This is a genomic window from Bacteroides reticulotermitis JCM 10512 (genome assembly GCF_000517545.1).
Lineage (GTDB): Bacteria > Bacteroidota > Bacteroidia > Bacteroidales > Bacteroidaceae > Bacteroides > Bacteroides reticulotermitis.
Genome location: NZ_BAIV01000045.1, coordinates 1 through 26095 on the forward strand (window position 1 = coordinate 1; position 26095 = coordinate 26095).

General features: G+C 44.2%; 21 protein-coding genes and 2 pseudogenes. 10 read left to right on the plus strand and 13 right to left on the minus strand.

What is annotated here, in order from left to right; translation table 11 throughout:
• Positions 1–20 precede the first annotated feature (20 nt).
• Entirely contained in the window at positions 21–833 is an 813-nt protein-coding gene (locus tag JCM10512_RS19675; protein WP_044165539.1) for an MBL fold metallo-hydrolase, read from the minus strand.
• A gap of 264 nt (positions 834–1097) precedes the next feature.
• Here JCM10512_RS19675 and JCM10512_RS22225 point away from each other — a divergent pair, with 264 nt between their 5' ends.
• Positions 1098–1514, plus strand: a complete 417-nt coding sequence (locus JCM10512_RS22225; protein ID WP_148298488.1) for a hypothetical protein — start codon at positions 1098–1100, stop codon at positions 1512–1514.
• Positions 1496–1996, plus strand: a complete 501-nt coding sequence (locus JCM10512_RS22230) for a helix-turn-helix domain-containing protein (RefSeq protein WP_081741540.1) — start codon at positions 1496–1498, stop codon at positions 1994–1996. The genes JCM10512_RS22225 and JCM10512_RS22230 overlap by 19 nt, the downstream gene beginning before the upstream one ends.
• Before the next feature lie 51 nt (positions 1997–2047).
• Here the strand turns inward: JCM10512_RS22230 and JCM10512_RS19685 are convergent, their stop codons facing one another.
• The 3 genes from JCM10512_RS19685 to JCM10512_RS22235 all read right to left on the minus strand — a co-directional run bounded on the left by JCM10512_RS19685 (position 2048) and on the right by JCM10512_RS22235 (position 5088).
• Positions 2048–2536: a DUF4625 domain-containing protein gene (locus tag JCM10512_RS19685; RefSeq protein WP_044165541.1), complete on the minus strand. Its 489-nt coding sequence runs from the start codon at positions 2534–2536 to the stop codon at positions 2048–2050.
• The gene (locus JCM10512_RS19690; RefSeq protein WP_044165542.1) at positions 2533–4692 is read right to left on the minus strand and encodes a TonB-dependent receptor; all 2160 of its coding nucleotides are present in this window, start codon (positions 4690–4692) and stop codon (positions 2533–2535) included. The genes JCM10512_RS19685 and JCM10512_RS19690 overlap by 4 nt, the downstream gene beginning before the upstream one ends.
• Before the next feature lie 81 nt (positions 4693–4773).
• Positions 4774–5088: a hypothetical protein gene (locus JCM10512_RS22235; protein ID WP_081741542.1), complete on the minus strand. Its 315-nt coding sequence runs from the start codon at positions 5086–5088 to the stop codon at positions 4774–4776.
• Between the two features lie 258 nt (positions 5089–5346).
• Here JCM10512_RS22235 and JCM10512_RS19695 point away from each other — a divergent pair, with 258 nt between their 5' ends.
• Positions 5347–5622 (plus strand): putative quinol monooxygenase, encoded by a 276-nt coding sequence (locus JCM10512_RS19695; protein WP_044165543.1) that lies wholly within the window; start codon positions 5347–5349, stop codon positions 5620–5622.
• 109 nt (positions 5623–5731) lie between these two features.
• On the opposite strand, the gene JCM10512_RS21670 is transcribed toward JCM10512_RS19695, so the two are convergent.
• The 6 genes from JCM10512_RS21670 to JCM10512_RS19725 form a co-directional block, all read right to left on the minus strand.
• Positions 5732–6943, minus strand: a complete 1212-nt coding sequence (locus JCM10512_RS21670) for a thioredoxin-like domain-containing protein (RefSeq protein WP_081741546.1) — start codon at positions 6941–6943, stop codon at positions 5732–5734.
• A 270-nt stretch (positions 6944–7213) separates the two neighbouring features.
• The gene (uxuA, locus tag JCM10512_RS19705) at positions 7214–8383 is read right to left on the minus strand and encodes a mannonate dehydratase (RefSeq protein WP_044165545.1); all 1170 of its coding nucleotides are present in this window, start codon (positions 8381–8383) and stop codon (positions 7214–7216) included.
• A gap of 25 nt (positions 8384–8408) precedes the next feature.
• Positions 8409–9221, minus strand: a complete 813-nt coding sequence (locus JCM10512_RS19710) for an SDR family oxidoreductase (RefSeq protein WP_044165546.1) — start codon at positions 9219–9221, stop codon at positions 8409–8411.
• A gap of 22 nt (positions 9222–9243) precedes the next feature.
• Complete coding sequence (locus JCM10512_RS19715) at positions 9244–10314, minus strand: LacI family DNA-binding transcriptional regulator (RefSeq protein WP_044165548.1); 1071 nt, start codon at positions 10312–10314, stop codon at positions 9244–9246.
• Between the two features lie 1806 nt (positions 10315–12120).
• Positions 12121–12366: a GlsB/YeaQ/YmgE family stress response membrane protein gene (locus JCM10512_RS19720; RefSeq protein ID WP_044165550.1), complete on the minus strand. Its 246-nt coding sequence runs from the start codon at positions 12364–12366 to the stop codon at positions 12121–12123.
• 82 nt (positions 12367–12448) lie between these two features.
• The gene (locus JCM10512_RS19725) at positions 12449–13615 is read right to left on the minus strand and encodes a glycerate kinase family protein (RefSeq protein WP_044165552.1); all 1167 of its coding nucleotides are present in this window, start codon (positions 13613–13615) and stop codon (positions 12449–12451) included.
• Between the two features lie 98 nt (positions 13616–13713).
• Here JCM10512_RS19725 and JCM10512_RS19730 point away from each other — a divergent pair.
• The 5 genes and pseudogenes from JCM10512_RS19730 (at position 13714) to JCM10512_RS24695 (ending at position 18440) form a co-directional block, all read left to right on the plus strand.
• Positions 13714–14912: pseudogene (locus tag JCM10512_RS19730) on the plus strand (MFS transporter).
• A 267-nt stretch (positions 14913–15179) separates the two neighbouring features.
• On the plus strand, positions 15180–16289 hold the full coding sequence (locus JCM10512_RS19735) for a DUF4421 domain-containing protein (RefSeq protein WP_044165553.1): 1110 nt from the start codon (positions 15180–15182) through the stop codon (positions 16287–16289).
• A 12-nt stretch (positions 16290–16301) separates the two neighbouring features.
• Entirely contained in the window at positions 16302–17150 is an 849-nt protein-coding gene (locus JCM10512_RS19740) for a helix-turn-helix domain-containing protein (RefSeq protein ID WP_044165555.1), read from the plus strand.
• Positions 17151–17229: 79 nt separating this feature from the next.
• Positions 17230–17652, plus strand: a complete 423-nt coding sequence (locus JCM10512_RS24690) for an MFS transporter (protein WP_052517312.1) — start codon at positions 17230–17232, stop codon at positions 17650–17652.
• A gap of 44 nt (positions 17653–17696) precedes the next feature.
• Complete coding sequence (locus JCM10512_RS24695) at positions 17697–18440, plus strand: MFS transporter (protein WP_052517313.1); 744 nt, start codon at positions 17697–17699, stop codon at positions 18438–18440.
• 115 nt (positions 18441–18555) lie between these two features.
• Here the strand turns inward: JCM10512_RS24695 and JCM10512_RS19750 are convergent, their stop codons facing one another.
• The 3 genes from JCM10512_RS19750 to JCM10512_RS19760 all read right to left on the minus strand — a co-directional run bounded on the left by JCM10512_RS19750 (position 18556) and on the right by JCM10512_RS19760 (position 24045).
• Positions 18556–19200, minus strand: coding sequence for a LuxR C-terminal-related transcriptional regulator (locus JCM10512_RS19750; protein ID WP_044165557.1), 645 nt, complete (start codon positions 19198–19200; stop codon positions 18556–18558).
• 142 nt (positions 19201–19342) lie between these two features.
• Positions 19343–20785: a SusD/RagB family nutrient-binding outer membrane lipoprotein gene (locus JCM10512_RS19755; RefSeq protein ID WP_044165559.1), complete on the minus strand. Its 1443-nt coding sequence runs from the start codon at positions 20783–20785 to the stop codon at positions 19343–19345.
• A gap of 26 nt (positions 20786–20811) precedes the next feature.
• Positions 20812–24045, minus strand: coding sequence for a SusC/RagA family TonB-linked outer membrane protein (locus tag JCM10512_RS19760; protein WP_044165561.1), 3234 nt, complete (start codon positions 24043–24045; stop codon positions 20812–20814).
• Between the two features lie 228 nt (positions 24046–24273).
• Here JCM10512_RS19760 and JCM10512_RS19765 point away from each other — a divergent pair, with 228 nt between their 5' ends.
• Both JCM10512_RS19765 and JCM10512_RS19770 read left to right on the plus strand, forming a co-directional pair.
• The gene (locus JCM10512_RS19765) at positions 24274–25518 is read left to right on the plus strand and encodes a PLP-dependent transferase (RefSeq protein WP_044165563.1); all 1245 of its coding nucleotides are present in this window, start codon (positions 24274–24276) and stop codon (positions 25516–25518) included.
• 131 nt (positions 25519–25649) lie between these two features.
• A pseudogene (locus tag JCM10512_RS19770) lies at positions 25650–26095 on the plus strand (adenosylmethionine--8-amino-7-oxononanoate transaminase); the annotation flags it as partial.

Genomic DNA, 26095 nt, shown 5'->3' on the forward strand with positions numbered 1-26095 from the left:
ACGTAAACTTTAGCAGGAAACTACGGCGATAGAAACTTACTTCCTGTATAGTTATAAAACACCCGCTCACCAAACTCCCGATAAAAGAGGGCGTATTTATCTACTCCGGTGCAATGGCACACGCCTATACGATGAGGCAGAAACTTCCGCAAATAATCGGCTATCACCCCATACTTCTGCTCTTCCGCATTGTGAATATGAAAGCCACCTAACAGCAGATGGCAAGGTAGATCAGGAAAAGCCGCACGTACTGCCCTCAATATATTCGTTATTCCCCGATGCGAGCAGGCACTTATCAGACTGAAGCCCTCTGCATCGACTAAGGCCATCGCCAGTTCGTCTAGAAAGGTATCAGGCTCCCTAACACGGTTACGGTCGACATAAAAACGTCCGAAATGAGTATCTGCTCCATCAACCAAATCAATTACCGGAAAAAGAATCACTCCCGGCACAAGTTCGGTTTGCTGATCGATAAAGCGGAAGCGAGTCATATCCCATGAGGTTTGTTCTTGTTTGATCCCATTCTCGCGCTCATCCTTAAACTTGGGATAAAAGATTTCCCGCTTACAGACGACAGTTGCCCGGGTATTGTAATCCAGGAAATAATGCAATCCCCCGGTATGATCGCTATGTCCATGAGAGAGGATTAAATAATTTACCTGCCGAAGGTCAATATCCAGCAGGCGGGCATTACGGATAAATAAATCGGATGCGCCGGTATCGAACAGCAATTTATATTGGGGCGTCTCGATGTACAAAGAGAGCCCGTGTTCTGCCTGTAGCTTACGCCCATACACACAGTTTTCTACCAAGGTGGTGATTTGATAACTCATAATGTTGAAGTTTCAAGATGGATCGATACAAATTTAAGCTATTTCGGCGGCAAGTCCAAACGCAATGTTTACTAAATGACGCGCCTCTCCCGATGAATTTCGACAGCCTTCATCACACAATTACTTCTTAAAAGAACTAAAAGAGTGAATGCTTTCTCTCTTAAATCTTCTAAAATAAGAAGAATAGGACATTTTACCCTCACATTAGACAGTGAATCCTTTCTAATTAATGCCCATTTTTGCATTGTAAAATAATAAAGAACAATGAAAACAATCGTAAGCAACAGTATTCGTGAAGTAAACATGAGTACATTTAACAACAAAAGCAATTTGGACTATACCGATGGAGATATCGCTATTGCAAATGACATAAGAAAGCTAGGGGAGTACGAAAGTAATAATACAATCAAACTAGACATGGTGGTCATCATCATGTGTGTCAAAGGGAGACTTCAGGTAGATATTAACTGCAATACCTACGTCATTCATCCGAACGATCTGCTGTTCTGTCCGCCAAATATCATGCTTAACGATTTCCAGACCAGTGAAGACTTTGAGGGTAAAATGATAGGCTATCGGAACGAATCCTGCAACGCCTGTTTCACAACAGCAGCGATGTATGGAACAAGGTATTCTATATATGCAAGAATCCGATCATACATTTGGAAAAAGAGAGCCTGAACATATTCAATTATTTCTATGAACTGGTGAAACTCAAAATTAATCAATCGCCACGCCAATACCGCAAAGAGGTAATACATTCCATCCTCCGCGCCATGCTGTATGAAGTATATGCTGATTTGGACAGGGTGGTTGCTCCTACCGAGGACAACCTGATACGACAAGGCGATCTTCTGTTTCGAAGATTTCTTAAATTGCTGGAGGAAAACAGCGGGAAAGAACGAGCAGTGTCTTATTATGCCAAAGAACTTTGCGTCACACCCAAATATCTATCTTACGCCTGCAAGGCTAGCAGTCAGAAGACGGCGCTTAAGTGGATACACGACTATACGACGGAGAGCATCAGGTATCAATTGAAACATTCGGAGAAGTCGATTAAGGAAATATCCGATGAGCTTAACTTCCCGAATATCTCGTTTTTCGGCAAGTATGTGAAAACCCATTTCGGAATGTCACCCAGAGCTGTACGAAAAAGCTTTTAAAATTACCCTGAAATCTCATAGAGCCAAGAGATTTCAGGGTAAATAAGTTAATTATTCTTCGTGGTCATGATCGTGATCATCATCCGCAGTCAGGCTCAATACAATATTGCGGGCAACATAAGTCTCATTGCCGGCAGCATCTGTACAGTAAACCATCAGGTGATAATCACCGGGAGTAGCATTTGCCGGAATTATAATATCATGATGGTGAACGTGTGCTGTTTTTTGCCCGGTAAGATCATAGGTCTTGTTGAAGCTAAACGCAACAGTTTCACCCACAGCACGGCTGTGTGAATGATGATCGAAGTTATTATGTATTTCAATCTTATACGATTTCAGCATAACATCATCCGACAAGTCCATCTCAAAGTGAACTCCTGTTTCAGCACCTATCTTAAGCTCTTGTCCTTCTTCCGGCTCAAGCAAATCGATAAGCGGTTTGGTAGTATCATTGCTATCATCGTCACTATCGCAGGATAAGAAAGTAAAACTACATACAGCCAAAAGGCAAATCATCGGTATATAAAATTTTGTTTTCATTTCAGTAATTTTTTAAATGGAATTCTAATTAATAATTGAAAGTTGCGTCCCGGCTCTGGGATTTCTACTTTCTTGTAAAAACTAAGGTGATTGTAATAACGAGTATTGAATAAGTTCCGGACACTGAGAGTCAGCTCTACCTTCCGGTTTCCACCCAGAGAAAGATCAAACGAACCTCCCAGATGGAATAAACTTGCTCCGGACGTACGATCTTCGTTGCGGTCCACCCGATTTTGCCGGGCTATGCCTTGCCATTCGGCATATAGCGTAAACGGCTCTTGCTCCCATGTCAAAACCTGACGCATAGACGCAGGCGGAGAAAAACTCAGGGGAATATGCTCATCACAGTTGTACGTATAAACATACTCACCCGAAACGGTGTAACGCAACATCCGTAGCAAGCGAACATCAACCGTTGCTTCCGCACCGGCAAACAAAGCTTCTGCACCCGTATAACGGTATATCTGTCCGGCATGTGGTAACACCGACCACTCCCCGGTAGGACGTAGGAAGATATAATTGCTGAACCAACTGGCAAAAGGAGAAACCGACAGTGTAAACCTCTCGGATGTCAGTTGATAGGAAGCATCAACCTGCCAGCCTTGTTCGGAGTTTAATGCCGGGTTGCCTTGCTCATGCCGAAAGGTTCCATGATGCACCCCGTTGGCAGCAAGCTCGTTGGCGGAAGGCAAACGGAAGCTACGTCCGACATTCAGCTTCACCATATGCTTGACGGACGGTGTCCAGACAAACCCCAGTGAAAAAGAATAATCGTCGAAGTGCTTCTTCACATCCCGGCTGTTCCACTTATACGAATCGATCTGCTCCTGATCATAACCTTGAAGACGGAGATAATCGGCCAAGTAGCTATCTTCATGCGAATAGATACGAATGTCTCCGTAATCATAGCGCAATCCGCCGCTAACCGACCACAGATTGTTCGGCTTGTAGGTTGTCAGCCAAAGTACTCCCGCAGTAGTACGGTGATACTTAGGTAGCAGGAATGAATATCCGTCAATGGTATTTTGCTGATACTGTCCCTCCCACCCCATGGTATGTTCCCATGCAGACGAACTTATCAAACGAGCTTTGGCAGAAGCGGTAAACGTCTGCAAGCTGAATGAGAGCTCTTTATCCGGATCTTTCTCTGGCATAGGCTGCGCACCGTAATGTGTATGGAAAGCACTCCACTCTTCGCGGTGATTATCCTGGAAACCCAAGTCACCCGATAAGATCAACTTTTCCCACGCATACTGCTGGTGGGTAGTCAGTTTCAAATGATTCACCTTACTATAAGGTAGTTCAATGTTACGACTGCTTCCATCATCCTGTACGCGCGACACATCGGGCACACCATGTGCACCGGGAAAGAATCCTGTCTTCTGAAAAACATTGCTCACGGCATAGTTCGCTTTATAGCTTCTTCGCTGATATTGAGTAAAGAAGCCAATATTACGTTCTACGCCGGCTGTATTCTTCAGCTTCCGACCATACACAGGCATTCGTTGCGTAAGATAGACAATGGTGTCGGTCGGTATGCGGTAGTCGCCGAAATGTTGTTCGGAGTAACGAACCTGTGCATACCAAGCGTCTTTTTTAATTCCCATCATCAACGATCCACCAAGTGTGCCGTTGACCGACTTGCCCAATAACGTAACATTGCCAAACAACTGGTTGTCGGCAGGTACCGGTAAGGGAGCAATGTCGATCACCCCACCCATCGCATCACTACCATAAAGCAGAGACGCAGGCCCTTTGAGCACGTTGACGGCTTCAATATTGAAAGCATCGAGTTCCAATCCATGATCGGCCCCCCATTGCTGTCCTTCCTGCTTGATACCATTTTCCAAGACGGCAATCCGATTGAATGCCATGCCCCGAATCATCGGTTTGGAGAATCCCGAACCGATATCCATCGCCTGCACTCCGGGAATATTTGCCATGGCTTGCATGAAGTTTCCTGTAAAATGTTTGCGCAGAAAGTCCTTTTCTACTACTTCAACCGTCAGCGCACTTTTCTTTACCTGGCGTTGTTGGTACGATTCCGTCACCACAACGTCGGGCAAAAGCAGGCTCTTGATTGAATCGGGCTTCTGTGCATGGACGGACAAGGTATAGCATAACCCTATCACGCCCGAAATTATTCCGATACGCATCAATTACAATCTTTTATTCAAGTGTAAATTAACCAAGGATAGATTTTAACGAACCTATCTTGGAGAGAATTGGATATGTAATCAGGCTACCGGAGGTGCACGTAACTGATGCGAATAAGTCCGTTCGCAAACGATCTTATCCTGAGAAGTAAACGGCTCATAAGGTATGAGCGTTAATATAGGATGAAAATTGACTGGTTGGGGTTGGGTAAAGAAAGAAAGAGAGAAATGACAGACCGCACAATCGTTACAAGGATTATGTGTAGTGTCGCTATGCGAGCATGATGTAGTCTCTTCACTCCCATGATGGTGAAAAGTCTTCACCACAAAGAAGGGAGTGAGTGCCATTATCAACACCCATGCTATATATATCCTTATTTTTTTTTCGCGACGCATTTCACCTTTATTACGGATAGATCCGTTTCGCAAAAGTACGAGTTCAACAAATACCCTCCAAGTGATACGTATTAATATGTGTTATCAAAGCATTTTTTCTTCGACGAGGTGCTTCGGGCTACATGTTCATACAAACTCTTTATCAGTTTATATTTTACAGATAAAGCTTTGCTGTTTTACACAAAACAGTATCTTTGTCTCCGGTTTATTCACCGCAACGGTGAAAGCCGTATTACTCACTATAAATAAAAGAAGACTATGATCAGATTAAATGTATTTGTTCGTGTAAACGAATCCAACCGTGAGAAAGCAATTGAAGCAGCCAAAGCTCTGACCGCTTGTTCAGTACAAGAAGAAGGATGCATTGCCTATGATACTTTTGAAAGCAGCACTCGTCCGGATGTTTTCATGATCTGCGAAACTTGGCTAAATGAAGAAGTATTGGCAGCTCACGGAAAGACCGAGCACTTCTTGCAGAATATAAAGGTTATTAAGGAATTGGCGGAAATCAAAATCGAGAAGTTTGATTTCTAACTAATTTATGGAATAGATGCAATACGCCATCTAATTCCAATTCTCCAAAAAGAAAAACGTGTCCTCCCATGGAGAATACGTTTTCTCTTTTTATAGGGGGATGGTATACTCACTCGCGAGCCATCAGCTCGTCAATCTTCGCTACCAACTCTGCTCCTCGAAGCCTGCGTGCAAGAATGGTTCCGTCACCATCGATAATCATTGTATAGGGAATTGACTTAACATTGTAAAGGTCGCCAATATCTTCCTGCCCCTTGGGAGTAATGAGCTGCAACCAATCCATCTTGTTCTTCTCAATAGCTTTTTTCCAATCCGCTTCCTTGGCATCGGAGGTAATGCCCACTACAGCCAGGCCTTTGTCCTTGTATTTGTTATGAACCTCCGAAATAACAGGCATTTCCTTCATACAAGGGCCACACCAGGAAGCCCAGAAATCGAGTAAGATCAACTTCTTCCCAGGTAGAATCTCCGACAGTTTCATTTCTGTACCATCAGGTGTCTGCCCCGTAAAGTCTATGTAAGGCTTACCTATTTGCAAATGTTCCGGGATTACCTCTATCGGCATGTTTACAGTAATAGGACCTCTCTCTTTTCTGATCTTCTCCATACTCTTTTTATAATTTGCCTGCCAGCTATACAGACTATCCCTATACGCCTCCGGTATTTTATCAAGAACGTGTTGTGCTTCTGATTGTATATCAGGTATGACTAGGAATAAATATAATGGATTCTGAATAACTTTCGGATAATGAGGATATTTCTCCATGAAAATCATTCGGGCTTCTCTTTCCCATTGCCTTTCGGAATTAGAAATGGCAACACGTACATATTCTCTTTCATCATCCTCAGTCCATGTGCGGTTCTCCAAACCTTCTTCTCGCTTCTTATTCCATGGTTTCGAAATACGACTTCTCAATTCCTTTGGCTTTACAATATACTTACTATAATCTTCATTGATTGGTGTTCCGAAAAGATCAGCCTTTTCTTCCCAGTCAGTTATTTTAATTCGTATATCACCCGGTTCCATGATAAAGCTGCTCGTATTTATTCTATGCCCATCAACTACCTTCTTACATAAAAGGTCGGCCAAGAACGGAGCCTCAGTCATTTCTCCTTCATAATAAAACCTTCCATCCTTGATTAATACCGAATCGATAAGCTCCAAGCCAAAATCAATGGGAGCATTATTCGCTCGAAAATATACATAGGAGCCATCCATGGAATGGTCCGGCAACTCTCCCGAAATCGTTATTTTACCCTGTCCGCAGAGGAAAAGTGGGAAAAACGCAATAAATGCAAGAAGCATGTGTCTTTTTATCATAAGCGTATCGATTTAATGATTGCGGCAACGTGCCTTATTTTTCGTTAGTTGACAAATATAAGACAATAAATTGATTAAAATTATTTATCACCTTCTATTTTTATTTATAGACGGGCTGCATACAACTCTCTCAACTCGCTCGCTCTTCTACGTCTTCCGAATGCCATCCTAACTGTAGGAAACCAATCGTATAAAAAAGTGCTACCGCTATTGTTCGATTATGCCAAACAATAGCGGTAGCGACTAACGTATATTAATTAGATCTACGAATCAAAGAATGGATTTGGCAATACCCAGTTCCAAGCCGCGTAGTTCGGCCAGTCCGCGCAAACGTCCCAGACAAGAGTAACCCGGATTCGTTTTCTTCTTCAAGTCATCAATCATCTGATGTCCGTGGTCGGGACGCATAGCGATGGAGCATTTGCGACGTTGCTGCAAGAGAAGCATATTCTTCATCACGCCATACATATCAACATCACCTTCCAAATGGTTGGCTTCGTAGAAGTTGCCTTCTTCATCACGTTGTGTGCTGCGAAGATGTACAAAGTTAACACGATCGCCCCAACGTTCCATGATACCTGCCAAGTCATTGTCGGCACGTACACCGAAAGAACCGGTACACAAGCAAAGCCCGTTGGACTCATTAGGTACTGCTTCGATCAGTTTCTTGAAATCTTCTTCCGTACTCAAGATACGAGGTAATCCCAAGATTGGATACGGAGGATCGTCGGGATGGATCACAAGCTTTGCTCCCACTTCATCAGCCACCGGTGCAATGGCTTTCAGGAAGAAAATCAGGTTAGCACGTAGTTGTTCGGCATCGATATCCTGGTAACGGTCTAAGGCTTCCTGAAACTGTGCAACCGTAAAGCTTTCTTCCGATCCGGGGAGTCCGGCTATCATATTACGTACCAGCAGGTTCTTTTCATCTTCGCTCATTTGTTCGAAACGGGCTTTAGCCTTCGCAAGTTCTTCGGCAGAATAATCTTTTTCCGCTCCCGGACGTTTTAGGATAAAGAGGTCGAAAGCCATGAAAGCAGCCTTCTCAAAACGAAGAGCCTTCGAGCCGTCGGGCATCGTATAAGCAAGATCGGTACGAGTCCAGTCGAGTACAGGCATAAAGTTGTAAGTAATCACCATCACGTCGCATTGCGCCAGATTGCGGATACTTTCTTTATAGTTTTCGATATATTTCAGGTAATCGCCCGTTTGCGTCTTGATATGTTCGTGTACAGGTACACTTTCCACCACCGACCACTTCAGGCCTACTTCTTCGATGATCTGTTTACGTTTCATGATCTCTTCTACGGTCCATACTTCACCGTTCGGAATGTGATGGAGAGCATTTACTATACCGGTAGCGCCCGCTTGCTTAATATCCCACAAGCTAACCGGATCATTCGGTCCGTACCAGCGCCAAGTTTGTTCGCATAAATACATTTTATCAAGTATTAAGTGTGAATAATTAGATTGAGAAAGAATCGAAACCACCATCGATTACGGCCACTGTGCCGGTCACGAAGTTAGAAGCGTCACTAATGAGGTAATGAATGGTACCATAAAGATCTTCCGGTTCACCAAAACGGTTGAACGGTGTATGAGCCAATATCGTTTTAGCACGATCGGTCATGGAACCATCCGGATTGGTCAGCAACGTACGATTTTGTTCGGTCAGGAAGAATCCCGGAGCGATAGCGTTTACACGCAAACCATTGCCGAATTTCAACGCCATTTCACCAGCCATATATTTAGTAAAGTTAGCAATGGCAGCTTTTGCCGCACCGTAACCAACCACACGAGTCAACGGACGAAGCGCAGATTCGGAGCAGAAGTTTACGATAGAACCTTTCTTCTGCTCTACCATTACCTTCGCAAATACCATGGTAGGCAACACAGTACCGAACAAGTTCAAATCTACCACTTTCTTGAAAGCATCTACATCCAAATCGAAGAATGTTTTATCCGGAGCGATTGTAGCACCCGCCATATTACCTCCAGCGGCATTCAATAGGACATCGATACGGCCATAAGCCTTCATGATCTCCTCTTTGTTAGCTTCCAGAACCTCTTTGTTCATTACATCGGTATAGAGAAACAGAGCTTCGTTGCCTGCTGACTTGATACTTGCAACCAATGCCTGACCAGCTTCCTCGCTTCTGTCGAGAACTACCACTTTCGCACCTTCTTTTGCCAGATAACTAGCAATACCTTTACCTAAGATTCCAGCTCCACCGGTAATAACTACCACTTTGCCTTTTACATCAAATAATTCATTCATCGTTCCTTATAATTTATAGGGTTTATAATTTATTGTTCAGATAATATTTCAGATTCTCTTTAAGGAGTATGTCAATGGGCATAAGATTTACTTTGTCCAGAGTTTGCTTAAACAGCCAATGGTTGCACAACGATTTGATTGCGTCATAGCCCTGTTGTTCGGGGCGTTGTGCGATCAAAGCAGTTATCACGTTTTCCGAAAGCAGGCGGGTGTTTTTCTCGATAAGATCGTAACCAACCAGCCTTACGGACTTAATCTCCCGCGCTTTGAGATAATCGCCCAGAATGTAGCAAGTCGAGTTAAAGATGATTGCTCCCTTGATAGACGCATGGGCTTTAAACAGCTCGTCCAGCTTGGCGAAATTGTATACCGAGTCGTTGATTTTCAGTTCCACTTCATACAGATTGCCTGTGAATCCGTTCTCATTTAGATAATGGCGAAAACCTTCCCGCCGATTCGTTCCCTGATTGGAATCATTCTTTCCGCTATGTATAAAGCGCGCCATCAAGATGTCGGCATCAGTAGCAAGCCGGTCGGTCAACAACCTGGCGGCAATCAGTCCGGCATCATAAGAGTCTGTTCCGAAATAGGCCAATTGGCGCTGGTCTTTTATATTGGAATCGACATATACATAAGGTATCTCATGCCGATCGAGTTCCTGCGACAGCCGAATCACGGAGTCGGTAAACAGGGTTGCGATCAATACGCCATCAACTTTCTCATCCAATATGTTGCGGGTGATATCATCAAAGGTTTTGTTGTTGTATTGGTCGAAGAAGAGCTTGGTCAGCGTTATATTGTATGATTCCATCTCCGAAGCAGCTTGATCGATCCCCATTGAAATGGCTTCCCAATATTCTCCCCGGGCAAACGAAGGCGTAATAGCCACAAAGTGGTATTGCTTTTTAGAAGCAAGCGAACGCGCCATTAAATTCGGTTGATAATTAACGACTTCCAGAATAGCCTGAACTTTCTTTCTGTTTTCTTCGGACACCCTACCACGGTTGTGAATCACCCGATCTACGGTACCCACAGAGACTCCAGCCATCTTGGCAATGTCGATAATCCGGATATTTGAGTATTCTTTATTCATCGGAAAGAGCTTCTTGGTTATTACTATGCAAAAGTAGGGTGAATTATTGAATAATCCAAAAGTGTGTGCGCACACACATTCACAAAAACAGAAACAAACACATTAATAATCAACAGATTAAGAACAACACATTTTCCCATTCAATGCTGTTAAACATAAATAAAAGTCAGATAGACTACTAAAATTACTTAAAAAGAGAAGTTAAAAGCAGCAAAACAGTTCATAAATCGATCCTTTGGCAGAAGAATGTGTGCGGACACATGGCATTGTCCGAATGTATTAAAAGCAAGATATGACCAATCTAGGACCTGAGGGGGCCGTATGCCGAAACATCAAGTCGTTTGGCCACAATCAAAGACTCAATTTCATCCAAAGTCCCTTGGCACTTGGCCTGAATACTTAGAGAGATCCCTATCTCCGCTTGACTTCATCCAAAAGTATACTTGTTTTCAACCAAAAGAAGCAGTGTTACGGATCCAAAGAATATTTGTTTTGAAACATAGAAACCAATCTATCACAGTTCTCCCCCACCGACTTTAATCACGAACATCCAATTCATTAAACACACCTTGTGACAGACAAAAGCCAATTCTTAAAAAGAAAAATACCGGGGAGAAAGACCAGGAGTTTTCAGGCAAATGCCGACGGTCTTTCTTACATCGATTGGCTAATTCAGGATCAGCTGGCAAAGTATAGAAGGGATTCCGGTGAGCCTTCCATTTTCCTGAGAACTATTCAAATCCCGACTCCTTTTGCTCGCTGTACAATATTTATTGTAGCCAACCTACGTCGATAATTTCATCAACAGGGCTTGAAATAAGCACTTTGCACAATGATATATCACTTTATGTCATAATCACTTTTTTGCATATCGTTCAGTATATCAGTTACTTATTTTGCGTCTTCTTTTTGGGGATCGCTTTATTCCGATTAGCAGCAGCTATTGCTTACTTCTTCCCAAAAACTGAGCTTTCACTTCACCAAACAAGTCTTCGTTAAAACCATTTCGTACGCAGTAATTCATGGATTTATGCAGTCGTTTTCTATATTTATTCCTACTTATTAACTGACTCACCGTTGTGCGACAGCCGTTGCACAACGGTGAGTCGCCTGTTCCACAATATGTGGAACAGGTGTCTCACATATTGTGGAACAGCTAATTTGATGGACAAAAATATCTTTTTCTAGTAATTTACGACTCTATTTCAAGGAGAATTTCACGAAGTACACCGCCTTTGGAAATTGGCATTATCTATTAAATAGATCAGTATCCGGAAAGAACCCGCATTGTATCAAACTATCAATCAACAATTTATGGCAAAAAGTGATTATGACAACATATGATGTGCATTTACTCGGTTGAATGATTTATTAGTCGATAGAAAAGTTTAGCTACTAATTTTCAGTAACGACGACGCACCTAGAGGGCGGTTTCGAAATGAGTGAATAATTAAAGTCACCAAGACAAGGAGCTATTGAGCTAACTGAAAACAAAGATTCAGTAGCGATTATATTTGGATAAGCTGAAAGAGTACGACGTATGCAACAACAAGAAACACAAGGTTGTGCAAATGACGCTATTTATCTGAATCGCTCGTCGACAGCAAACAAAGACAAATATTGTCGTAAAAAAACTGGTAATCAACTATATGTAAGTCGATTACCAGTTCATCCCTATTATATACCCCAATTCTCTGTGGCTTTTACAAGAACCACTCATGCACACATTCACTCAACAAAATTATTATATTCTTTCTAGTTCTAAACTGATAAAAGAGCGGATGTAACTGCCACTAAATAAAACTATTACTTTGGTTTCGAAAACAGAGAAGCAATCCATAATACTAAAATCGCTCCGACTGTGGATGTTATCAAACTGCCTACAATACTGGAGGTCGATATACCGAATAAGCCAAAAACCCATCCACCTAATACACCGCCAACAATACCGAGCAATAAATTGATAATAAGTCCGAAACCTCCTCCACGAATGATTTTACCGGCCAAAAAACCGGCTAATATACCGATAACGATAAACCAAATAAAACTCATATACACTCTCCTTTCTTATTAGTTTATCGTAAGAACATTAAGCGGAAAATAAATGTTCGGCTAAAGAAGAACGAATTAACGACTATTTAGAATACTTAGTATTGTGGCCTGTGCAAAAAGCAGCAGCTACGGACACGATTTGCACCACAGTCCGACGTATATTCTGTGCCGCTACATGCGGTTGGATGGCTATTTCGAAAGGAATCGGTGCGGGAACAATCGGGAAAACTCCCCGAAAACCGGCTTGGTTCAAAATATCCGCATCTTCTACGCAGCCTGCAATCAATACCACGGGAATTCCTTGTTGGCGAGCTTCTTCCAATATACCGGACGGTACTTTACCCATCACCGACTGGCGATCGGCCTTCCCCTCTCCGGTAATAATCAAATCCGCTCCTTTGATCAGCGTGGCGAAGTCCAACGTTTGCAGCAAGAGGTTTATTCCCGGTTTCAATACCGCATTCAGGAAAGCTAAAAGAGTACCGCCCAATCCTCCGGCGGCTCCAGCACCGGGAACATCTGCTATATCTTTTCCGGTGGTAGCTTGAATTAATCGTGAGAATGTTCGCATGCCGGCTTCTAACTCTTCTTTCATTTTCTCGTCGGCTCCTTTCTGTCCGGCAAACACTCGCACCGCCCCCTCTTCACCATAAAAAGGATTATCCACATCACAAGCTACGGTGAAACGGCTCTCTTTTAAAGCCGGATGAGCGGACGAAGAATCGATCGTAACGACCTTTCCCAACGAACTTCCGCTGCCTTCCAAAAGCCGACCGGCCTCATCATAAAAGCAATAGCCCAATGCGTGCAACATACCCAGGCCCGCATCATTGGTCGCACTCCCTCCTATTCCGATTATAAAGTTCCGCCCACCTCGATCGAGTGCATCGCGTATCAATTCGCCTGTGCCGTACGTAGTAGTCAGCATTGGATTCCGTTCGGAATCGGTCAACAGAGGTAGTCCGCTTGCTGCTGCCATTTCGATGAATACCGTATGTCCATCACCCGACAAACCATAAGAAGCATCTACCGGACGCATCAACGGATCATAAACCGATAGTTCGCGATAACTTCCGCCCGTGACTTCAACCAAAGCGTCGACCAATCCCTCTCCTCCGTCGGCTACCGGAAAGCAAAGCACATCACATTCGGGAAGGACATTTTTTATTCCTTCGACTACTGTATCTCCCGCTTCTCTGGAAGTGAGACATCCCTTAAAAGAATCTATGGCAACTATAACTTTCTTCATGGCTCTTCGAATTATACCTGACAAATATATTAAGAAAGGAGGAATTTATGTACCTTTGCGCTTCTTTTTCAGGAACACTTTCAACGCAATTAGGTATTATTATGCAAAGTCAGGAACAACCCGTAGGTAAAATTACTTTTTCTATCTTATTGGCATTGAGCCTTTCACACTGTCTTAACGATCTTTTACAGTCCGTCATCTCAGCAGCATACCCGCTGTTCAAAGACGATTTGGGATTAAGTTTCGCGCAAATCGGATTAATCACCATGGTTTATCAATTCGCCGCATCGGTTTTTCAGCCAATCACCGGCATCTTTTTCGATAAGCACCCGGTAGCATGGTCTTTGCCTTCGGGATGACTTTTACCATGTTCGGTCTACTGAGTCTGGCATACGCCAGCACTTTATATTGGATTCTAGGATCGGTATTTCTAATTGGCATCGGTTCGTCGGTACTCCATCCGGAGGCTTCGCGAATCACTTTCCTGGCATCAGGAGGTAAACGGGGACTAGCCCAATCGCTCTTTCAGGTCGGCGGTAATCTGGGAGGTTCTCTGGGTCCGCTGTTGGTTGCCTTGCTGGTAGCCCCTTACGGCAGAGAGAATTTGGCCATATTTGCCATTGTGGCTCTGGTAGCCATTGTACTTATGTATCCCATTTGCAAATGGTATAAAGCGTATCTGAATCAGCTGAAGCAACAGCAAAGGACCGTAAAAAAGGCCATGCACCTGCCCTTGCCTAAAGACAAAACGATTATCACCATCGGCATCTTGCTCATTCTGATCTTCTCCAAATACATCTATATGGCGAGTATGACCAGCTACTTTACATTCTATCTGATACATAAATTCGGAGTTACCGTACAGGAATCGCAATTGTATCTGTTTATTTTCCTATTAGCCACTGCCATCGGTACACTGATGGGAGGTCCGATTGGCGACCGCATAGGACGTAAATATGTAATTTGGGCTTCTATCTTAGGAGCAGCACCTTTCAGCTTGCTCATGCCTCACGCAACTTTGGAGTGGACCATCATTCTGAGTTTCTGCGTCGGCCTGATGCTTTCGTCCGCTTTTCCGGCCATTCTGCTTTACGCGCAGGAATTACTTCCTACCAACCTGGGACTAATATCGGGGTTGTTCTTCGGATTCGCTTTCGGAGTAGCAGGTATTGCATCGGCTGTATTGGGTAATTTAGCGGATCAATATGACATTGAGACCGTCTACAATGTTTGCGCTTATATGCCGTTGCTCGGATTGGTCACTTGGTTCTTACCCGATCTGAAAAAGTATAAATAACGAAATAGCCGATGTACATCCATTCTATGTACATCGGCTAAAATAAAGTCAAAGTTAAAAAAACAAGAGAGCTAATTATTAAAATTATTCAAACCAACACCGATCAATTGCAGTCGAAGATGTCTTGAATTTGTCTGGTTCCATAAAGAACACCCAACCGACTAAATTGTTTAAGAGATCGTTTAAATTTGCATGATTATTGGCATAAATCAACGAAAGATACTACCTTCGTGAAGCGAACAACATCTAACAGCCAAGAATAACCTTATGATAAAGCGGCTTTTTCCTTATCTCTTCCTGCTACTGTCGTTCTCCTTACAGGCGCAATCTGAAAGGAAGGATACCCTCATAAGTATCCCTAATCCAACAGATTCAGTATCGGCAGGCAAGCCTAGCCCATTCAAGCGAGCTATCAGAAAATTCTTGGATTTCAGCAACTTCGACACTACTTACATTAGTCCCAACCGTTACAATTATGCCTTGATGGTTACGCACTTCAGTAACCTCGAATACTATTCGGTAACCAGCAATCAACCTCACTTTCAGAAGCTGAGTTTTTCTCCTAACCCCCGCAATAAGATCGGACTTTACTTCGGATGGAGGTGGATATTTCTGGGTTGGTCGGTCGATGTAGATGATCTTTCTCGTAAGACGAACCGCAGAAATAAAGGAACAGAGTTTGACCTCAGCTTATACAGTTCGAAAATCGGCGTAGATATCTTCTATCGGCAGACCGGTAACGATTACAAGATACATAAGATCAAAGGTTTCTCGGAGAAGATTCCTTCGGGCTACTCTGTCGACTTCAATGGACTGAAAGTGGACATCAAGGGACTCAACCTATATTATATATTCAATAACCGGAAGTTTTCGTATCCGGCCGCTTTTAGCCAATCGACCAATCAACGCCGCAATGCCGGTTCGCTAATAGCAGGTTTCTCTATCTCCAAGCACAGCCTCGATTTTGATTATACCGAGTTGCCCGAACTGATCCAGGAGTTTATGAACTCCGGCATGAAGGTGGACAAGATTAAATACACCAATGCGAACATCAGCTTAGGCTATGCTTACAACTGGGTGTTTGCCCGCAACTGTCTGGCTTGCCTTTCGCTTACTCCGGCCATAGCATACAAAGCCTCCGACGTAGACTCGGAGAGCCGCGAAGGTAAGAACTGGTATGGTAACCTCAACCTGGATTTCCTCATGCGGGCAGGTGTAGTCTATAACAATGGAAAGTTTTTTGCCGGAACGTCATTCGTTGGCAAGAACTATAATTATCATCGCAACAACTTCGCATTGGATAACGGCTTCGGTACCCTTCAGGTATATGCCGGATTCAACTTCAACCTGCGCAAAGAGTATCGTAAAAAGAAATAAAAGAGCAGACTGATGAAGGATAAACCATACAATCACAACCTATTAAACCAGCTGAAAGAGGGGCGGTTCATCGAAATATTCCGCTTGCAAGATATCGACGATTCTTTCTTCAATGATTACCAACGATATGATTTCTTTCAGTTGCTTTGGTTTACACAGGTGGAGGGCGAAAGAAAGTACTTTATCGACTTTACCGACTATACATTTGCAGCCAATGAAGTAGTGTTGGTGTATCCGGGGCAGATAGACCGTATCGATTTGAATCAGATCGAAGGGTATCTTTTTGCGATTGATAATGATACGTTCTTCCATATCAACCAACATCTTAATTCGGATTATCTGAACGGTTATTTCTCCAATGTATTTGTCTCCCTGAATGAAGATATACAGCAGATTCTCGAGCAGATATTAAAACTTATGCTGACAGAGTATGAGGGTAAAAAGCGTATTATGCTTCTTGAAAGTTATATGGATGGCTTCCTGCAACATATTACCGAGGCTTTTGAGAAGACGAACACCTACAAGAACATCTTGCAGAACAAATCCTACACGACTATCGCCGCTCTGATGAAACTGATCGACCGTCATTTCATGCAGGAACGGAATACCGATTTCTATGCCCAACAACTTGGGTTGACTCCCAAAAAGTTAAATGAAGTGTCTTTAAAAGGAACGGGGAAGACGGTTAAACAACATCTGCAACAAGTGTTGTTACTTGAAATAAAAAAGGAGATTCGCCTCAACCAGAAGAGCATTAAAGAAATAGCATTCGATTTGGGATTCAGCGAGCCGGCTTATCTAACTCGCTTTTTCAAACAGCAAACTGCTCAGACGCCGACTGAATTTCGTGAAATGCGGTAAATAAGTCCAAGCAATCCGCCCATAATTACAAGAGCTCCCTCGATCATCTTTCCTACTTTTGCCTCCTAAAAAATAGAAGATGAAAGGTTTTAGTTTATCACAATGGAGCGTTATCGTCATTTTAGCACTGCTAACCGCTCTGGAACCCTTAAGTATCGATTTATATTTACCGGGGTTTATCGAAATAGGCAACGCTTTTAAAGCACCGGTCTCGGACGTGCAATTATCGCTGTCCACCTTTTTGGCTGGCTTCGCCATCGGGCAGTTGCTATGGGGACCGCTAGCCGATAAGTTCGGACGTAAAAAGCCCTTGTTAGTATCACTGGTCATTTTCGCTGCCGCCTCCATAGGATGTCTATACGTCCCCAGCATTGAATGGCTATGGGGGATGCGTTTCATACAGGCAATCGGTGGTTGTGCCGGAGTAGTTATTGCACGGGCTGTTGTAACCGATTATTTCGATAAAAACAATACGCTAAAGATTTTCGCCATACTAGCCTGATCGCGGGAATCGCTCCCATCGTAGCTCCTAGTATCGGTAACACGGTGCTTCGCCTCCTGCAATGGGAAGGCCTGTTCGAGGTGCTGGCAGTACTCGGTGTATTAGCATTCTTGCTGGTTCTGTTCTTCTTACCGGAAACACAGACACAAAAAGTGGCTCTCCGCAGCGAGAATATACTAAAAGTATACTTCAGTCTTCTGCACAACAAACGCTTTGCAATCTATTCCCTTATAGCAGGAATAGTGAACGGAGCCTTGATGATCTATGTAGCAAACGGGCCTTTTCTGATTATCGAGAAAGGTGGTTTTTCAAGTGATGCATTTAGCATTATCTTTTCCATCAATGCACTCGGCTTAATGGCAGCTTCTTATCTCACCACCGTGGTTCAGAAGAGAATGGCAACCAATAATCTGGTAAAATGCGCCATCTTCATGATGGCAATCGTCAGCATAATCCTACTGACTGCGATGTATATCCACGCTAGCATGCCGGTTATACTCTGCATTCTGTTCTTTTATATATTTCCCATCGGCGTTCTATTCCCAACCACCACCGAACTGGCATTGATGCCCTTTGCCGAAACAAATAAAAGTGGAAGTGCTTCGGCACTGTTTGGCTCTATCCAGCTTGGCATCGCTTTCATCTGTACGGTGGTTGCCAACTACATAAGCGACGGCACGACCGTTTCCGTAGGAATTGCCCTTCTTTTTTGTGGCGTCTTGCTATTCGCGATTGCTTTCAGCAAGATTCGACTTGCTCCTATCACCAGTAGCCATCCTACAACCTAACAAGATAAACAAATGCCCAAGCCTTAGAAGTTAAGGTTTGGGCATTCTGATTTACTAATCTTAATAGAAATGAAACAGCTCTTATATAAAACAACAATCCAATATCAAGTATGAGTCAAATGTAGTATTCCACCATCTCAACCAATCCTGCACGTAGTGCATATTTGGTAGCTTCATACACATTGTTAACTTCCAGTTTCCGAAAGATATTCTTCTTATGCGTAATGATCGTATGTACGCTCGATATTCTGAGTGCGGCGATCTCTTTCACGGTTTTCCCCGACGCGATCAGTCTTAATATTTCCGCTTCGGTACTTGTCAATACAGAGCTGATCTCAGGTTTACCGGAGCCAATCAACAATAGATTGGTTATCTGATGGCATAGGAAGCGTTCCCCACGCGAAGCACACTTCAAGGCCGACCGTATTTCCTCGCCCGTGCTTTCTTTCAACACCATTCCGAAGAACGGCTCAATACCCAGTCGGCGAATAATACTCTCGCTCAACTCATTGGAGAAAAGTACCCAGCGAACTTTCGGAAAGCGTCTTTCTATGACAAGCAACTCTTCCACACCGCTTAAATCAAACAAGGTATAGTCCAATACTACAACGGCATCATTGCATTGCATCAGAAGCGACACCAGTTCTTTCTTGGTTGTAACATCTGTTATGGAACAACTGCCAAACATCTGACCAATATATTTATGGAGTCCGGCACTTGTTATATCCTGATTATCTGCAATAATAAATTTTGTATCCATGACTGTAACTATAACTAAGTGCAAAAGTAGCCAGCTTTAGGTAGCGTTACAATACCATGTCTGTGGTATATTATTCCCATCATTGTGCGTATCAAAGCCCCATATTCGGGATTAGCATACCACCAGACAATAACACTTCAACCTATCTATTCTTCTTCTCCACATCAAACCAAAGACGTGTTGTAATTTCATCCGCTCCCTGATGTGCAACTGCAAGCCGATAATTCTTTCCATTCAAGGATTGTTCCGTAGCCGGATAGAAGAAACGACGCGGTAGTTCGCCTGCGTTCAAAGCAGAATTAGGTCCCGCAGCTAATTGGGGATACCCCAACCGACGCCAATCGGTAAACGCGTCCGGCCCCTGCCCGTAATAGGCAATCCATTTCTGCCACCCTATCTTTTCAAACCAACGGGAAGCATCATACTGTACGCCTTCTTGCTGCAGATATTCCTCTATTACATCTTCATTCGACACCCCGAACTGATTAAGCGAGGCGGTAATAGCCTGCTGGTAGAGGGAATTTGCATCAGCCGTTATCCACCCACGAGCCGCAGCTTCCGCATAGATAAACAAGACCTCAGCGTAAGTATAAAATACAGCCGGCGCACTATCTTTCAGGAAAGATGTTCCGGGAAGAGAAAGTTTATAAAAGCCCTGGTTATTGGCCGCATCGGCAGACAATCCGTTAGCAGCTCCCACATACGTTTTCACACTAACATCTTGTGGCAATTGCGCATAAACACCAACCCGAGGATCGCTCCAAGCATTCAGTTTATCAACCAACGTTTTGGAGATGCGCTGATCATCACGCGAACTAAAAGCCGAAGCCCACGGATTCCATTGCGGTGACGAAGTAAACACAAATTGAGCTATATCTTCATTGCTGTTGATCAGATTGCTCCGGTCTTCATAGAGAGCTGAAATAATCTTCTTAGCTGTATTCTCATCCCGGTCGCCCAATTCAAGTCCGATACGCAACCGAAGAGATTTAGCTAGTTTCTTCCAGCGCGATATATCATTCTTATAAATCAAATCGCCTTCGATCTTTTCTCCGCTGACAGTCAATAGTTTGTCCGCCTCCTCTAAATCACTCAAAACACCTCGGAGGACCGTTTCTTGCGAATCATACGCAGGCGTTACACTCTGTCCGTATTCCGTATAAGGTATATCACCGAATAGATTGGTAAGCAACAGATACGTCCACGAACGCCACACCAAAGCGACACCTTTATAATTATCATTACTCAGATCCGATTGTAGAATAGCAGTGAGGTTAGCCACTAGCGTAGCATACCCGGTATCCCAAGTGGTAGCAAAATCGCTATTGCTTACGTTATAACAATCAGGTTCGGTATATTGTATCTTCGCCCAATGCTGAATCCACAACAAGGAAGAGTTGTAACTTGTAGTGCTACCCCAATAGAGGTTAGCAGCATGATATTCGGCAGCCGACAACAGATAGGCCGGCTGAGGGTTCTCTGTCGCATTCGGATTACGATTGACATCCGCCAGTTCATCGTTGCACGAAGTTAACGTAAACGCAACGAAGGTAGCCAACAGGAGTGGTATATATATTCTTTTCATTTTTCGCTGATTATGAGTTTGTATACTTAGAATTTAACGGCAAGGTTCAAGCCGAAAGAACGAGTCGTAGGTAACGAGTACGCTTCCACTCCCTGCGCATTGCCGGCTGTCAGAGCCGATTCCGGATCTACATTCGGGACGTCTTTATAGATAGTCCACAGGTTGCGTCCGCTCAGTGTGATGGAAGCATCCTGTAAATGCAGTTTCCGAACCACCGCTTTCGGGAAACGATAAGTCAATGCTACCTCACGCAACTTCACATAAGAAGCATCATAGACATTAGCTTCCGCAATGCTATAGACACGGTGATAGTAGTTTTCCGCCGAAGTAACTTTGGCGTTTTTATCTCCATCTTCAGTCACACCGTCTACCACAATACCGTCCTGATAAACACGAGTCGACTTGCCATTCACATTGGCATAGTAAAGTCCGGCCGAATTCGTTTCATACGATGCAGGTGTATCCAGTTGGATCCTTTGCTTATTATCATCAATGAAGTACCACAATCCCCCATGATCGGCATCACGTCCCGGTAGCGAGTTTTCCAATACACCGGTATATTTCCCGGTCTTATTCGTATTGGAGAAGATCGAACCACCTATACTTGCATCAATCAAGAAAGAGAGGCTTAGTGATTTATAGGTCAGTGTATTACTGATACCTCCGGTCCAATCCGGGGTAAACTTACCCAACGTTTTGGATGAAGAAGAAACTTTGGGCAGTCCGTTCTCGTCTACAACGATACGCCCCGCCTCATCTCTTGCATAGGCAGTGCCAAACAATGTTCCGTATGATTCGCCGACAGAAGCCAGCACCTGAATACCGGATTTATAAAGTTGGTAGCTGGTAATTAAACCTTCGGCATCCAGTTCAATCACTTTACTGCGATTAGAACCATAGTTTACATTCACATCCCATTGAAATCCATTCTGTTTCCGAACAGGAGTTGCGCCAAGTTGAATTTCATACCCACGATTGCGTATATGTCCGGCGTTACGTACTTGGGAGGTATACCCACTCGATGCACTGGTGGCAAGCTTCAATATCTGATCGTAACTATCCGTTTTATAATAGGTAAAGTCCAAATGCAGCCGATTATCAAAGAAAGCGACTTCGACTCCGGCCTCAAGTGATGAAGTCTTTTCCGGTTTCAAGGTCGGGTTCAATCCTTCACCCGACGATTTTTGAAGCGGATTGCCACTAAATGCTGTTTCCGATAAATAAACGGTAGCCAATTGGTAAGGGTCTGCATCCGCACCAACTTGCGACCAACCTCCACGCAGTTTCAGATAACTAAGCGGAGAGTCTTTCAACCCCAATACTTCCGACAGCAACACACTGGCTGTCACCGAAGGATAGAAATAAGAATTATTCGCTGTGGGCAGTGTAGACGACCAGTCATTACGTCCGGTTAAGGTAAGAAACGCCCAGCGGCGATAGTCTAATTGCACCGAACCATACAAACCATATTGGCGTAACCGGTAGAAATAATTGGAAGAAGTAAGCTGATCGCGCGAATTAGTTAGTGTATACAGATCCGGAACGGCCAAACGTGGGGCAGCCTGATAGTTATTCTCATACTGCTTATTGCGCACATTAAAGCCGACTAAAGCATCCAGTCCGAAATCTTTGTTCAACTGTTTCACATACGTAGCTATCGCTTCCGTATTATTCTCTTTCACGGTATACGCATCTTCCGAATAGCTTCCGTAGGGTGTCCCACTTGTTCCCCACTTCACTTGCGCTTTCCGACGGTCATTATACCAGTCGGTACTCGTGCGGAATTGCAGGTTGAGTCCTTCCGACAAATGGAATACCGCATGCACGTCTCCAAGGAACCGGTGGCGTTCCTGACTTTGTGTGTTATAGTGAGCGTTCCAGAAAGGATTGCTGTAATAACTGGCATTCCAGTTACGCGCGTAATCAGCCTTCAATGATTCCGTGTCCACTTGGCGGCCAAACCAAAGGAACTGAAGCATCGGACTATTGGAACGATAATTTGATCCTGCCGAGTTGGCCGATCCCGGTAGACTGGGAGCCGTATATACGATGTAATTAGCCGTAGCTCCTACTGTCAGCCATTTAGATAGATGATAATCCGTATTCAGGTTGATGTTCGTCTTATTCGTCTCGGCACCCGGCACAATACTAAGTTGCTTCTCATAATTATATCCTATCCGGAACTGATACTTCTCATCTGACCGGGCTATGGAGATACCGTTGCTGGTAGTTAGTCCGGTACGGAAGTAATCGCGAACATTGTTGGGATGCGAAACCCAAGGCGTAGCCGTCCGAGTGCCGGAAGCATCCAACGGACTATCGAACTGGGGAATAAGGAGCCCAATATCCAGGCGTGGTCCCCAACTTTCGTCAACACCGTCATTGACACCTGCCCCACCACCATTCACATAGCTGAATTGTCCGCCGGCTCCCTGACCGAAAAGATTCTGAAACTTAGGCAGCGTAGCAGCATGTGACAGCTGAGTAGACGAATTAATTGTAATGCCAAGCCCCTGTTGTCCGGTACCATCTTTGGTGGTAATAACGATTGCACCGTGTGCGGCACGCGCTCCATAAAGTGCGGCAGCATTCGGGCCTTTAAGTACCGTAAGCGATTTGATATCTTCCGGATTCAAATCGGCAATGGCATTCTTAAAGTCACGTCCGATGGTCTGCGCATTTAGTTGCGAGTTATCTACCGGAATGCCATTGACTATAAAAAGCGGTTGGTTCTCTCCGGCGATGGATGTCTCACCCCGGATCACGATGCGGCTGGATCCGACATCACCCTGTGTATTGGTGATACGTACGCCGGCTACTTTACCCGCCAGCGAATTCAGCAAGTTATTATCTTTACCCTGCGTCAACGCCTCGCTCTTTATCTCTTGCGCGGTATAGCCCAAAGCTTTCTTCTCGCGCGAGATACCCAATGCGGTAACTACTACTTCATCCAACAAGCGTGCATCCGACTTCAGGCGAATATACAAATCTGATTTTGCGGCCACATCCTGAGTAGCCAAACCCATGTATGAAACAACCAACCGGGTAGTAGCAGAAGAAGAAATAATCTTCAATTCGAACTTGCCATCCATATCACTGACGGCACCTTGCTTCTCTCCTTTCACTAAGATGGAAGCCCCTATTACCGGACTGCCGTCTTCATCGGTCACTACCGTTCCGCGAATCGTAGTGACTTGTGCGATGCCTTTCAGTATCCCGAACGAAAGACATACTAAAAACAAAAAAATCTTTTTACCCATTTTGTTCCTACATTACGTTATCCTAAACGGATGCAAAGGTCGGTTGTATTTCTAACTACCACAATCCCCCTGGTGCGGCATATTATCTACCGTGGTTGCGGTAGGCAATATGCGAACATTCTTACTGCCCTATATATATTAAGGTAAGAATTGATTGAATATACCACATTAGTGGTATTGCCAGATATTTTTTTCTTTGGTAATTTTGCGGGCAAAATATATAACGTAATGAGCAAATACAATTCTGATTCAGAGATACTACATGTACCCTTCGAGAAACCGGACGCCTACCATTCATTGGCTATGCCGGTCTACCATACTGCCGCATTTGAATTTAACACAGCCGAAGAGATGGAAGCTGCTTTTTGCGGACGCAGTACCGATCACACCTATTCACGTATCACCAACCCCACCGTTCAGTATCTGGAGAAAAGGATACAGACCATGCAAGACGCGCTAAGTGTGACTGCACTCAGTTCGGGGATGGCTGCCATCAGTGGCGCGCTATTTACAATTGCTAAAGCCGGAACAAACATTGTAACGTCCTGTCACCTGTTTGGAAACACTTATTCCTTTTTAAATGACACCTTGGGTAGTCTGGGTGTTGAGATCCGTATGTGCGACCTGACCAATCCGGAAGAAGTACGTAAAGCAGTAGATCAACAGACTTGTGCCATCTTTCTGGAAATCATAACCAATCCTCAAATGGAGGTTGCCGATCTTACAGCCTTGTCCGCTATCGGTAAGGAATACCATATCCCTCTTGTAGCCGATACGACGATCGTGCCTTCTTGCGCTTTTCAAGCCAAAGAGTTCGGGATCGATATCGAGATTCTGTCGAGTACCAAATACCTTTCGGGAGGTGGAACCAGTCTGGGAGGAATCATTATTGACTATGGAACTTTCGATTGGAAGCATAGTCCTAAACTGTCTCAGTGGGCCGACCGTTACGACAAACTGGCTTTCACAAACCGCTTAAGAATGGAAATTCACCGAAACCTGGGTAGTTATATGACTCCACAGACCGCATATATGCAGACACTGGGATTGGAAACGCTGCAATTGCGCTTTGAGAAACAAGCATCCACTTGCCTGGAACTTGCTACCAGACTGCAACAGACTCCGGGTATCCAATCCGTGAACTATACGGGACTGCCGGATAACCCTTATTATGAGCTCAGCTTGCGCCAGTTCGGGAAATTCCCCGGAGCTATGCTTACGTTCGACTTGGATTCGCGTGAACACTGTTTTGCGTTCCTGAACCGTCTGCAACTAATCAAGCGCGCTACGAACCTGTTCGAAAACAAATCGCTGGCCATTCATCCGGCAAGCACGATCTTCGGCAAGTTCGCTCCGGAGCAGAGACTGAACATGAATATAAAAGACAGTACCATCCGCTTATCCGTTGGACTGGAAAGTTGTGACGACTTGCACAACGATATCATTCAAGCCTTGTCGGACAGCCGGAAATAAACAGAAGAAGCGGCACTTTCCGCCTTTACATATCGAAAGATCTCCGGGATAAAAAGTATCTATAAAAATACTTTCCCGGAGATTTTTTGTACATTTGCCCCGTTCTATCCTATAGAATAAAAGAACTAAAAATGAAAAAAGCCCATCACATAGAGTCCAGACGCTTCCTCCGTAGCTTCCGCTATTGGGGAAGGAAGAACTATGCCGCTTTTGCCAGTCTGGGATGTATAGTCCGGATCGGCCATCTGCATATGAATGTGGTGGAAGCAGCTCTACGCAAACAAAATGCTGCACAAACTATCCCTTATCATACATTTATGACACTTACAGAAATCAAAGACCAGGTATTGGCCGGAATCGATATATCGCCCGACCAAGCCGCCTGGCTAGCCAATATGGCTAACAGCGAGGCGCTCTATGCAGCCGCGCATGAGATTACCATCGCCCGTGCTTCGCACGAATTCGACATGTGTTCCATCATCAACGCCAAGTCCGGCCGATGTCCGGAGAACTGTAAATGGTGCGCACAATCTTCCCACTATCAGACACAGGCCGATATTTACAACCTCCTCCCCGC